The sequence below is a fragment of the Exiguobacterium sp. RIT341 genome, from assembly GCF_000632205.1.
Taxonomy (GTDB): domain Bacteria; phylum Bacillota; class Bacilli; order Exiguobacteriales; family Exiguobacteriaceae; genus Exiguobacterium_A.
Genome location: NZ_JFYW01000001.1, coordinates 713,007 through 725,395, shown reverse-complemented (window position 1 = coordinate 725,395; position 12,389 = coordinate 713,007). Strand labels below are relative to the sequence as shown.

Annotated in this window: 14 protein-coding genes; 8 read left to right on the top strand and 6 right to left on the bottom strand. The window is 42.7% G+C overall.

Annotation, left to right across the window (positions count from 1 at the left end):
• Positions 1 to 9: 9 nt before the first annotated feature.
• Positions 10 to 720: a GntR family transcriptional regulator gene (locus BW42_RS03630; protein WP_035407572.1), complete on the top strand. Its 711-nt coding sequence runs from the start codon at positions 10 to 12 to the stop codon at positions 718 to 720.
• An 18-nt stretch (positions 721 to 738) separates the two neighbouring features.
• Positions 739 to 1,194, top strand: a complete 456-nt coding sequence (locus BW42_RS03625) for a hypothetical protein (RefSeq protein ID WP_035407569.1) — start codon at positions 739 to 741, stop codon at positions 1,192 to 1,194.
• Between the two features lie 86 nt (positions 1,195 to 1,280).
• Here the strand turns inward: BW42_RS03625 and BW42_RS03620 are convergent, their stop codons facing one another.
• The gene (locus BW42_RS03620; protein ID WP_035407566.1) at positions 1,281 to 1,622 is read right to left on the bottom strand and encodes a hypothetical protein; all 342 of its coding nucleotides are present in this window, start codon (positions 1,620 to 1,622) and stop codon (positions 1,281 to 1,283) included.
• Positions 1,623 to 1,946: 324 nt separating this feature from the next.
• On the opposite strand from BW42_RS03620, the gene BW42_RS03615 reads away from it, so the two are divergent.
• Positions 1,947 to 3,332: an MFS transporter gene (locus BW42_RS03615; RefSeq protein ID WP_035407564.1), complete on the top strand. Its 1,386-nt coding sequence runs from the start codon at positions 1,947 to 1,949 to the stop codon at positions 3,330 to 3,332.
• Positions 3,333 to 3,376: 44 nt separating this feature from the next.
• On the opposite strand, the gene BW42_RS03610 is transcribed toward BW42_RS03615, so the two are convergent.
• The 5 genes from BW42_RS03610 to BW42_RS03590 all read right to left on the bottom strand — a co-directional run bounded on the left by BW42_RS03610 (position 3,377) and on the right by BW42_RS03590 (position 6,835).
• Positions 3,377 to 4,009: an HAD hydrolase-like protein gene (locus BW42_RS03610; RefSeq protein ID WP_035407561.1), complete on the bottom strand. Its 633-nt coding sequence runs from the start codon at positions 4,007 to 4,009 to the stop codon at positions 3,377 to 3,379.
• The gene (locus BW42_RS03605) at positions 4,006 to 4,500 is read right to left on the bottom strand and encodes an AAA family ATPase (protein ID WP_035407558.1); all 495 of its coding nucleotides are present in this window, start codon (positions 4,498 to 4,500) and stop codon (positions 4,006 to 4,008) included. Before BW42_RS03605 ends, BW42_RS03610 begins: the two co-directional genes overlap by 4 nt.
• Positions 4,497 to 5,309 carry a hypothetical protein gene (locus tag BW42_RS03600; protein WP_035407555.1) on the bottom strand — a complete coding sequence of 271 codons (813 nt, stop codon included), beginning with the start codon at positions 5,307 to 5,309 and terminating at the stop codon, positions 4,497 to 4,499. The genes BW42_RS03605 and BW42_RS03600 overlap by 4 nt, the downstream gene beginning before the upstream one ends.
• Positions 5,310 to 5,677: 368 nt before the next feature.
• Positions 5,678 to 6,106: a hypothetical protein gene (locus BW42_RS03595; protein ID WP_035407552.1), complete on the bottom strand. Its 429-nt coding sequence runs from the start codon at positions 6,104 to 6,106 to the stop codon at positions 5,678 to 5,680.
• Between the two features lie 327 nt (positions 6,107 to 6,433).
• Positions 6,434 to 6,835, bottom strand: coding sequence for an Rrf2 family transcriptional regulator (locus tag BW42_RS03590; RefSeq protein WP_035407550.1), 402 nt, complete (start codon positions 6,833 to 6,835; stop codon positions 6,434 to 6,436).
• A gap of 288 nt (positions 6,836 to 7,123) precedes the next feature.
• Here BW42_RS03590 and BW42_RS03585 point away from each other — a divergent pair, with 288 nt between their 5' ends.
• The 5 genes from BW42_RS03585 to BW42_RS03565 all read left to right on the top strand — a co-directional run bounded on the left by BW42_RS03585 (position 7,124) and on the right by BW42_RS03565 (position 12,385).
• On the top strand, positions 7,124 to 9,439 hold the full coding sequence (locus BW42_RS03585; protein WP_035407548.1) for a cell wall metabolism sensor histidine kinase WalK: 2,316 nt from the start codon (positions 7,124 to 7,126) through the stop codon (positions 9,437 to 9,439).
• A complete protein-coding gene (locus BW42_RS03580; protein WP_035407545.1) occupies positions 9,429 to 9,734 on the top strand; it encodes a hypothetical protein in 306 nt (101 codons plus the stop codon). The genes BW42_RS03585 and BW42_RS03580 overlap by 11 nt, the downstream gene beginning before the upstream one ends.
• 12 nt (positions 9,735 to 9,746) lie before the next feature.
• On the top strand, positions 9,747 to 10,301 hold the full coding sequence (locus BW42_RS03575; RefSeq protein WP_035407544.1) for a cysteine hydrolase family protein: 555 nt from the start codon (positions 9,747 to 9,749) through the stop codon (positions 10,299 to 10,301).
• 2 nt (positions 10,302 to 10,303) lie between these two features.
• The gene (locus tag BW42_RS03570) at positions 10,304 to 11,419 is read left to right on the top strand and encodes a M14 family metallopeptidase (protein ID WP_035407542.1); all 1,116 of its coding nucleotides are present in this window, start codon (positions 10,304 to 10,306) and stop codon (positions 11,417 to 11,419) included.
• Between the two features lie 84 nt (positions 11,420 to 11,503).
• Complete coding sequence (locus BW42_RS03565; RefSeq protein ID WP_035407540.1) at positions 11,504 to 12,385, top strand: manganese catalase family protein; 882 nt, start codon at positions 11,504 to 11,506, stop codon at positions 12,383 to 12,385.
• Positions 12,386 to 12,389 lie beyond the last annotated feature (4 nt).

The window sequence follows — 12,389 nt, the reverse complement described above, 5'->3', positions numbered from 1 at the left end:
AGGTGTCCTATGCTGAAATACCAGCAAACTGCCGATGAAATCGAGCAATACATAGAAAAACATGAGTTAAAGCAAGGCGACAAACTACCCATCCTCGAAGAACTAATCCGGCAGTTCGCCGTCAGTAAAACGACGATGACAAAATCACTCGAATTGCTTGAACGAAAAGGCATCATCTTTCAAGTCCGTGGAAGCGGGATTTTTGTCCGTAAGACGAATCGGACCGGCTATATTCGACTGTTCTCGACTCAAGGATTCAAGCAGAATCTCGTCGGTCATACGATTGAGTCAACTGTTCTCGTACTCGAACCAATCGATGCAACGGATAATATCGCGAAGAATCTTGGGATCGAATCGGGTGAGACAGTCTATTACGTTAAGCGAATCCGTTTCATTGACGGCAAAATCCTCTGTCTCGAAGAGTCTTATTATCGTCAATCGATCGTTCCGTACTTAAATCGCGAAATCGTCGAACAATCGATCTTCGAATATTTAGAGACAGCACTGCAATTGAACATTGGATTCTCGGATATGTACATGCACGTCGGGAAATTAAGCGCAGAGACGGCTCGTCATCTGGATCTCGCCGAGGGCGATCCTGGATTGACGATCGAGACAGTCTTTCACTTAACAAACGGTCGTCCGTTCGACTATTCCGTCATCACCTACCACTACGAACATTCACACTTCGTCGTCCAGGCGAACGGACTATATTTATGAGAAACGGAGCAAACTTGAATGAATCGTGAACTTATTCAATACTATGGAATGCTCATCCTCGGAATCATTACACTTTTTGGCGGCGTTTTTTTTACGATTAGTACATGGAAAGACTCAACAGAATCATTTAAAACCAAACTTCAATTCATCTTGATCACGTTATTTGGAGTTGGACTACTCTACTGGACGGTTCCTAGCCTTACGCAGATCGTTTTCAAGAACCATGCTGTCATCAAAGGTGACTGTTATGTAGAGGAAAACTCGGGCAAGACTCACTCCATTTCTATTATTTTCGACTCAACAGAGGATTATGAGGATTTCACCTTCCTAGAAAATCCGGAATTAGGAGCGTACGGAGAAGACGTGCCCTATTATTGTCGCGTCATTTCAACGAAGAATCATCAGTTCCCGATTTCCTATAAAATTTATGATTCTAAGACCCATAAACAACTCTCCTCTTCTAAAGACGATTAAAACAAAAAGGATTGCATGAGCCAGTGCCATGCAATCCTTTTGAAGTTCTTACAGCAATAATCCAATCATGGCCTCATTTTGTGATTTTATAATCGAATGTCTTCTTTACTAGAATTTTCGAGATACAGTTCCCCATCAAATGTCGTCAAGGCAACCACTTTCCCTTCTTTTTCATACCACGCGGTTGCGCCTTCACGATCAAATTCTTCCCAACCGGCTTGTCGGATCCGAGTTCTATACAGTAAACCCGGTCCATCGGTTTCCGAGACAAGTCGAGTTTTGATCTTCCACTCACCTTGTTTTTCAATTGCCGTAGCAAATCGCGGCACCGGAAAACCAGATACTTGTGATTCTTTAAAACTGACATACCAACCACCAATTATTACAATGAGACCGATAACCAGAATTGCGATCCATTTCTTTTTCATATGTACTCCTCCTTCACTTTTCCATCTGAGTTTTTAACTTACCAAAATATGGTCCTCCTGCCCTCCTTCTATAGGCGGATTACTGATTTTTTAAATTATGAAAACACATGAAAATTGTTTCGATTTTAAGAAAACATCTAAAAAAATTTCAATTTTTTTCATAAAAAATGCACACCCCTGTTCGTCCTTAGAGCATCAACGGTTTGACAACCCCCGGCATAGAGCCGTTTTCAGTCATTTTCAATTGGTTAAGCACATTGGTAACTTGACTTCATTTCTCCCTATGGTACGATACAAACTTATCAAAGGGAGTGAACAGAACTTATGAAATTCAGAAAAGAAAAAGTCAATGTCGTTGACATGCAGCAAACCAAAAAGAGTGTCTACGCGACCGGAATTGGGAATGCGATGGAATGGTTCGATTTTGGTCTTTATTCCTATCTCGCAATCATCATCAGTCAAAACTTCTTTAGCGCTGTTGAAAATGATGAACTGAAGCTTGTCTTTACTTTTGCGACCTTTGCGATCGCTTTTTTAATGCGACCAATCGGCGGAATCGTCTTTGGACGCATCGGAGATCGACTTGGACGGAAGGTCGTCTTAACGACGACAATTGTTATGATGGCCGGTTCAACGCTTATCATCGGATTATTACCGACCTACGATCAAATTGGAATTTGGGCACCCATCCTTTTACTATTAGCCCGCATCTTACAAGGGTTCTCGACTGGCGGAGAATATGCCGGAGCAATGGTCTACATTGCCGAGTCGTCACCTGATAACAAACGGAGTGCTCTTGGAAGTGGTCTTGAAATCGGAACACTCGGTGGGTACATTCTTGCCTCATTACTTGCTACAACACTTTTTGTCACTTTATCAGATGATCAAATGGCATCTTGGGGATGGCGGATTCCATTCATCCTTGGAGCACCACTCGGTTTATTCGGTCTCTATTTACGTCGTCATTTGGATGAGTCGCCAATCTTCGAAAATGAGATTAATGAAAATACAGAAGAACCCGCGACATTCCGCGAAATCTTACGCGATCATAAGCGTGATATCATCCTTTGTTTCATTGCTGTCGCGTTCTTCAACATTACGAACTATATGCTCTTGTCCTACATGCCATCATACCTTGATGAAGTCATTGGTATGTCAAGTTCGACAAGTACGATTCTCATCACCGGTGTCATGGTGATCATGATTCCACTCGCTTATTTCTTCGGAAAACTAAGTGATAAAAAAGGCAATCGCAATATCGTCCTCTTCGCGTTAGCAGGACTATCGTTGCTTTCGATCCTGTCGTTCTTCTTGATTGGTCTTAAACCACTCTTGTTCGTCGGAATCGGAATCTTCATCCTCGGATTCTTCTTGGCGATCTTTGAAGGAACGATGCCTAGTCTGCTACCAAGTATCTTCTATACGGATGTCCGCTACCGGACACTATCCGTGACGTTCAATGTCTCGGTCTCGATCTTCGGTGGAACGACGCCACTCGTTTCGACTTGGCTCGTCCATGAGACGCAAAATCCGCTCGCTCCTGCTTTCTATTTAACAGCAGTCAGCGTCATCGGATTCGTCACGTTCTTCTTCCTCTTTAAAAATACAGCCGGTAAAGCACTTAAAGGATCGCATCCGACTGTATCGAGTGAAAAAGAAGTCGCGTCGATCGCAAAAAAACCAGATGATGCCCTCTGGTGGGCAGAATAATTGCTACAAGTAAGAGCCGTCTTCCGCAGAAGACGGCTCTTTTTTTAGTAGACAGCACTCAGCTCTGTTACGATTCGGTCCGCGACTACGAGTTCCTGCTCTTGCGCAAAATCGAACTGGCAACCGATTGCTACTAGTCCGTTCGCTTGCGCCGCTTTGAAATCGGACAATCGGTCGCCGACGACGTATCCGGACGAGATGTCGTGCGTCTTACAAATCTCTCGTACGAGTGCTGATTTATCGCCGTAACGAATGTCTTCAATGCTATAGACATGATCGATATACGCCTCAAGACCATACGTCGTTACGATCGCTGATAGGTAGGACGGCCACCCGTTACTAGCGATATAGACCGAGTGACCCGCTTGTTTCAAACGAGCGAGCAACTCGACCGTTCCTGGATATAGACAACCATGCCCGGACTTGACTGCCTGCTCTAAGCTATGTCGAAACTTTTGATCCACAACCTGTTGGTCTGCGGCTGAAAAATCCGGAAGTAATGTCTCCCATACTTTCGGTAGCGAGACGCCCATGATCTTCTGATAGAGCGCGAGTGGAGTCTCTCCTTCCCAGCGCCCCGTCTGACGCAATTCATGAAAGACCTCTTCTAACGTATGCGCAAGCACAGCATTTGTTTGAAACAATGTTCCATCCATGTCAAAAATATAGTGTGTCATTGACTCTCTCCTATCTGCTCACGCTTTATTATCTGAATCATGGCTTCTATGGATCTATCCTCAGCAATCAGACGATCCGTCGGGCGGTGATCCTGATCAATCCACCAGCGTTTCATATCCGTCTCAGAAAACTCCGTCGGCTGGCGCATTGCGTGGCGACGGACGGTTTCTTCGAATGAAACGTCAAAATAATATGCCACGTACCGTGAAGTAAAGCGTCGTTCCAACCGGTCAATCATCTCACCGTACCAATCCTGTGCGAGAATTCCTTCTAGCAGAATCGTCGCATGACGTCCGTCAGCAAGTCCAACCAACTCCTCGATCCAGCGAATCGTCGGATTTCCTGGTCCATCTTTTACGTTCAACATTTCTCTACGGATGACATCTTGCGAAAACAGGATACTATCCGGTAAGACCGATCGTAATGCCTTAGCTAGCGTCGTTTTTCCACTACCGGAGTTTCCACGGATGACGATCAAGCGCGACTTCATGTCGTGAACCAGTCTCCGTTCAAGGCAGCAATGTACCGCTCTGCAGAGCGCGCTACAGCTTCAGACGCACCGGTTTCGATCTTCCGATAAAAGGCGTCATATAATTTTTCAAAGCGAAGCGGGCGTATCGTTTCTGCCATGCGCGCGACCGTCTTTGCAGGAAGCGGAATCATATTCGGATAACTGTACATGAAACTGACCCATGCCCGATCGGCAACGATTCGAATGATGTCTCCTGTCAATAAAAGTCCTGCTGACGCATCTTTTCGTTCACAGATGACTGCTCCTTTGAAGTGACCACCGACGCGATGTAACATCAAATCTTCCGTTAACTCCAAGCATTCACCACTCCAGAATACGATGCGCTCACTTGGTCGCGTCACGAACGACGCATCGTCTTCATGAATATAGATCGGTACGTCAAAAGTCTCCGCCCATTCGACTTGTGTCGCGTAATAATGCGGATGTGATAAAGCGATCGCCTGAAGCCCGCCTAATTCGTCAAGCTGCTCTTTCGTTGCGGAATCAAGATATGTAATGCAGTCCCATAACAGGTTGAACGATTTTCCTTGGACGAGATATGCCGTTTGACCGATGCCGAATGCTGGTGTCGTCTGAATCGCATAGACACCTGCTCCGTCGTCCATAATGATATTTTGGTACGTTCCTGACGCTTGCATGGCAGCGAGTGTCGTCCATGTTTGACCGGTCGGATTGACATACTGTCGTTCTTCTAAGCAAATCGGACACGTTTCGCGATGCGGATTGATTTGTTCGACACCACACGTCGTACAGATGATGGTTTCCATATCATCATTCCTTTCCAATTCGTAAATGATTTTCCTGATACATCATAACATATTCCAATTATAGGGATTAAGATGTGCTCGCTGAAATGAACATGTATGAAAAATGAAGCATGAGATTATTATGTCGATTTCGTTTCCTCTCATTGTGCACTGTTTGAACACTGTCTTTTAGATGTAAAACGTTTCGCCGCTTGGTATCACTAGTTACTTCAGCTGCCGTTTGATTCGTTATGTGTCACGTCAACTGTCTATAATAATCCCTTCGAAGGTCCAGCTCGTTTAACGCTCGATGATCACACGAATGACGCAATAGGCATAAGATAAGACAAAAGCAGGTCGAACCACTGATGTGGCTCGACCTGCTTTATTTAATAAGACGTTCGATCGTCAGTTATGACGCTTTGAAAATGTTCTGTGAATCGATTGATCGCTTCTTCTGTATCAAGATTTCCAGAAAACCAGATCTTTTTGTCTTCTGAAAATGTAAGATGCAATGAGTCATCTATTGTAGACTCCACTTTAAGTGTAGCAATCGTATCTGACTTCATTAATGTCTTTTGTGATAGAGTGACCAGTTCATTCGTCAACGTTTCGCGAGTATCTTCTGACGTCTTTTCCTGAAGAAGATCAACTGTTTTATGAAGCAATACGGCTTTTGAGACACGCGATAGATTCAACTCTCGAATTTCAAACATATAAGCGTCCTCGTGTTCATGCTGACGCTGGACGATGAATCGTGGAGAATGTACTAAATGTTGAACGAAGTGAACGAACATTTCGATGGTCATTTCGGACATACCGAAACCCTCCCTTTTGCATGGATCAACGGACGAATGCCTTTAATCCTTTATGTGAATGGACAGTAAGAGTCCTGTATGAAATCAAGCAGGTGAATTGGGAAAAAAACCTCCCTTCTGTAAAGTTATACCACAAAAACAAGTACAAAGTGTACATGTTTTTGTTTCAAAACTAAGATTCGAATAGCCTCCGAATCTTGTTTATAGTAACATAAAAGATACTAGTTATAATCATATTTAATATGATCATCTGATAAAAATCTGCATGACTGGAATATGTACACGGATAAAGAGCCAGAGATCATCTATTCCTCTCTGACTCTTCCATCAATCGTTCATCGTTGGCGCGATTAAATCTTGTAACGTATATGCCTGCAGCGCGTGTGTAAAGGACGTGAATGCTTGATCGAACGCTTGTCGTGTGTTTTGCAAACTACCATTTTTATTTGGAACTGTCACATTTTCAAGATAGGATACTTCTTCAAATAAATGAACGATTTCTCCTAACGTAATCGTTTCTGGGGATTTTGCTAATTTGAACCCACCATTACGACCTTGTACAGAAATGATGAGACCAAACTTGCTCAATGAATGGACAATCTTCATCAAATGATTTTTAGAAATATCATAATGGGTTGCCACTTCCTGAATTTGCACGAGCCGAGTCGGATGCGACGCTGCGAAAATAAGCACACGAATGGCATAGTCCGTAGAGCGAGTCATCTTCATCCATTTCACCTTCTTTTTCTTTCCTTTATATAGACATAGTACAGAAGCTCACTCATTTTCACAATCAATAGTATGGCTTAAAGTGTCGTTTATAGTGGTTTTGCACATATGTATATCGTTTATCTTAAAGGATATGAAGTGTCAAAATCTAGGCATTTCTCGGAAAAAGTAAAATGATATTTTAATTTGATGAAGCAAATTATTTAGTTATTTCAAGTCTATGATAAGATTCTTTTAAACATGTACGTTTAAAGTTTATTTATATATTTTTTAGAAAGAGGTCTTGTCATGAATTGGCTCTCATCAAGTATGTTCCATCGGTTTTATATTTTATTGTTTTCGAATTTCTTAATTTTTGCAAGCATCAGCGTCTTAACATTTTACATTGCTCAAAAAGAGCTAGAGCAACACCGAACTTCATCACAGAAGATCACATTACAAAAAACGCAAGCTCGCACGCTTTGGAATGAAGCACAACAAGTCAATCTCCAAGTCCAACAAATTGATTTTAATGATCAAGATGATCTGAAGCAAATCAATAAAAGATTGAAACGTTTACAAAAAAACGTTGAATCGTTCAGTCAACGTTATTCAGATCCATCAGACGAACGATTTGCGCATCAACTCGTTCAATTTTCAAGATTTTTGGAACAGGAAGTCACTTTGCAAATACGTACGGATAATCAAAAGCTGGTTCAGCAGTCTGACTTCGTCGTTAACGACTACTTTCGAATGATTCATAATGAAGAGAAAAACGCACAGCAGTCGCTACAACAAAGAACCGCTGAAGTATTACGCTACGCCTTTGGTGTGATGATCATCGCTTTTTGTCTTCTCAGTTACTTGATTTTAAGACTTGTGCGGTCTTTTCGAACAGATTTACTCGATCTCGTCGATCAAACGAAACAGCCTGATCGATTGGAACAGAATGATTTTCAGAACCGTTACGATGAAATTGGTACACTTGGGCGATCGATGCAACAAATGACGACGTTGCTCGCATTTGAACACCAGCAAACACAAGTTGCTAATTTACAACTTCAAGAGTCTTTATACCAACAAAAAACAATCGAGCGACAACTTCAATTTCAAAATCAGTTAGCCACTCAAATTTTGCGTCATCAATCTACTTCAGGTCTTCACACCTGGCTACAAGTAATCGGTAGTCATTTTCGGGCGGCTCATATCTATTTTTCACCGCAGTCGGAGAATTTTGAACCTGTCCATATCGCACTATCAGACGAACAAATTTATGACAAAGAACGGTTGGAGTTAGAAGCGAAGACCGAGCTAGATACATCCATCCATCTAATCGAGAAGGAGCAGTTGACGTTATGTGCTCTCCCTTTACACAGTCCGTCAAAATTCATTGGTTCATTGACGTTACAATTTAATCATCGTTTTACTGAGACTGTCGCACTTCAGAAAACGACTCATTTATTAAATATCGGGTTGATGCGATTGCTTGATGACATCCGTATAAAAGAACACCATCAATTGATTCAGCGCATTTTAAATGGTTTACGAGAAGCTATCTTATTCGTCGATGTGACGAATACGAATATCTTTACGAATCGCGTGTTTCATCAATTATTTCCGAACTGGTCACCTTCTGAAAACCAATCTGAAAACTTAGCATTCGTCATCGAAGCCTTCGAACCGTTGATTCTCGAAACAGAGGCGTTATATGCATATGTCGAACAAATCAAAGCAGGCTTTGACCACGCATCAGTTATTCCAGCTCAGGATTTTTCAATGCCAGACGATCGTCATTTACGACTTTACACAGAATTTTTACCCGAACGTCAAGGTATTCTATTTGTTTTTCGTGAACGCACAGTTGAAGTCAACCATGCTAAAAAGGAGCAAAACTTCATTTCGGTTTTATCACATGAGCTTCGAACGCCACTTGCATCCATCGAAGGGTTCAGTGAATTAATGTTACACCGGTCGTTATCTCCTTCAAAACAGCGAAAATATTTAGAAACCATGCGGAGTGAGACACAGCGACTCAGTCAACTGTTAACCGAATTCCTAGATTATCAGCGACTTAGTCATCAAAAAGAATCCTATCAGTTAGAATCATTTTGCATCGAACATATGCTCATCGAGTTAACAGAGTGGTTGAACGTTGCGACATCGACGCATCATTTGCAAATCCAAACTGACGGTCCTTGCCTGATTACGGCTGACCAAGAAAAAATCCGGAGGGTCTTATTAAACATCTTGAATAATGCGATAAAATACTCTCCCGTTGATTCAAATATCCAAATCTCGTTAGCGTGCTGTGAAGCTGAAATCGTCATCACCATTAGCGACGACGGATATGGTATCCCAAAACAAGATCTTCCCTACCTCTTTGATCCGTATTACCGTGTCGAACAAGCAGACCACCTCCAAGTTCAAGGAACAGGTCTCGGTTTACCGATTTGTAAGGAAATCATCGAAGCGCATGGTGGGAGAATCACCGTTCATTCAGAAATCGGAAAAGGATCTGACTTTTTTATCCGTTTACCTCGTGATGAAGAGTGGAACACAACCAATAACATGTACAATAACAGTATGAATAATCTACAACTAGGAAGTGAAGAACGTGGAAGCTGATTTAAATCAAATCGTTCACTGTTTAAATCAAGATTTTAAACAGCATAAAACTGTCTTCAGTGCAATGGCACTGAAAGAAACCAACCCCTGCATCGTCTTGATGGAGGATCACCGCAAAAGACGATTGAATGATGCTTTGTATCAATACTCTGATTTCATCGCTGAATTGGAATCACTTATTTATCGCTGTTTAATCGATGTCCGGGGAGCCCGTGAATCAGCCTCCCCTTCCGAGATTTTTATCTCTAAAGCCCAACTCTATTCGCCTTATCATTATTTGATTACTTTTTTATGAGAGGAGTCCACCATGACTGTTCAAGAAAATACAGCATTGTTGATCATTGACGTCATTAATAAGATGGATTTTGAAGGAGCTGAGCAGTTAATGCAACAAACGCTCCCTATCCTCTCACCACTCACAAAATTAAAACAACATTGTAAACGTCAAAATATTCCCGTGATTTACGTCAATGACAATTTTGGTCTGTGGCAGGAAAATGTCAATCAAATCATTGATGAGTGCCGCGGGGGTCTTGGGGATGTACTCATCGAAGCACTTCATCCAGAAGAGGATGATTACTTCATCATCAAGCCCAAGCACTCAGGTTTTTTCGGTACTCAGCTCGATATTTTATTGAAGCATTTGGATGTCTCGCGTCTTATCATCACCGGTCTAACGACCGACATGTGTATCTTATTTACAGCAAATGACGCCTATATGCGGGAATATGCCATTCATGTCCCTGCAGACTGTACGGCAGCAGAAACCGCTGTCGCAAAAGATCATGCCTTAGAAATTCTCAGTTCGACATTATCACTGGATTGCTCCTCGAGTTCATGCTTGATGAATAAGGAGGAATAACCATGCTTCATTATTTTTCTGGAACGTATGAATCAGCACGCGAACGTTTCAATGAGACTGCACAGTGCATTCTTTCTCAGCATTATCCGAAGCTAACGCATGATTCACTGGAACAACGAGCGTCACTCTATTCCGATTGGTGGCACGGCCAGTCCGGTAATAATTCAACATTATTGATCCTAACCAGTGGACTACATGGAATCGAAGGGTACGCAGGGAGTGCCATGCAGCTCCAGTTTTTATCAGACCATATGAAACAGGTAAATACGGGAGAAGTCGATATTTTGCTGATCCATGGTATTAATGCATATGGGATGAAACATCATCGAAAAGAAACACAGCATAACCTCAATTTAAATCGAAACGCGATTCACGATTTTTCAAAGGCAGATTTACGCAATCCGGGTTTTGATGAGTTGCAATCTTTGTTTATAAAACGGTCAGGTTCAGGACGGCGTCTGGATTACATACCGTTTACACTGCATGTCTTATACGACTTGCTTCGTCTAGGTCCACACGCTTTTTTAAAGGCTGCGACACTTGGACAATTCAAGCATCCGACCGGATTCTATTATGGCGGACATACGCAAGACGCTTACTTCTCCGATGTGTTAAGTCGGCTCGTCGATACACTATCTGCTTACCATACGGGTTATGGACCAGCGGGTCAAGTCCAACTCGTCATGTCGTCGGAAGATCCACGACACGCTAGGGAGGTAGAAGTATACACACGTTATCCGATCGTCGATCAACCACGAGATCAACAGTTTTATGCAATTGAAGGAGAATGGTTAAACTATCTGTATGAAGAAACAAAAAAGCGACACATCGGTTTTTTAGGTTTAACATTAGAGTGTGGAACGCTTGGAAAGCATCCTTTTGCCCTACTCCGAACGTTAAAAGCAACGATTGATGAAAATCGTCTCTTTTTCAATCAAGCAGTTGCCCCTCGACGGATTAGAGAGCGATTCGATGCACTTTACATCCCTAAAAATAAACAGTGGCGACGGTCCATCTTGAACGAGACATTCTTCATCTTTAACAACATCACTGAATGGATCAATGATCCTAAAAGTCATTCTTTGATTAAACGTTCACTTCAACCTATCGAAAAATAAGGTAAAACAGGTTTGAAAGAAACTGATTAAGGTATATAACATGTGTAAATCGCATATGTTTAAAACTTAAAGGGGGTTCTTTTCATGTTTCGCCATCAAAAAGAATTACAATTCGAAGTCAAGGTTGATCGACCCGATCCAAAGGTTGCTCGGGCCGTGCAAGAGGTACTCGGTGGACAATTCGGTGAGATGACGGTCATGATGCAATATCTTTTCCAAGGCTTCAATTGCCGTGGTGAAGAAAAGTACAAGGATATGCTGATGGATATCGGGACGGAAGAAATCGGGCACGTTGAAATGCTGTGTTCCCTCATTTCTCAATTGCTCGACGGGGCGTCACCGGATGATCAGGCAGAAGCTGCCAAAGATCCAGCGACGGCAGCAATTCTCGGGGGTATGAATCCACAGCATCTTCTTGTCAGCGGTCTCGGTGGACTGCCATCGAACGCCAACGGCATTCCGTGGAACGGATCTTATATCGTCGCGAGCGGTAACTTATTGGCAGACATGCGTTCGAATTTACATGCTGAATCACAAGGTCGTCTTCAGGTCGCTCGCCTCTATCATATGACGACGGATGAAGGCGTTCGCGCTACCTTCCGTAAGATGCTCGCTCGCGACCGGTATCATCAGTATCAATGGATGGCTGCGATCGAAGAACTGGAGACGAAAAATGGAGTTGTCGTGCCTGCTACTTTCGCACCGGAAGATGAGATGGAAGCGCAACCGCATGCTTATGAGTTCTGGGACCTATCGGAAGGCACAGCTTCAAAAGAAGGTCGCTGGGCTCAAGGGGAAGCGCAGGATGGAACCGGTGAATTCGTTCATCTAGAAAATCCTGCACCGCAAGGAAATATTCCGAACATGAAGGTACCGGCACACAAACTTCACCACGACCTAGCAGAAAAAACAGGTATGCAAAACGTCAAAGATACTGTCAAACGTATGTTACATGATAAGGAGTGAGATC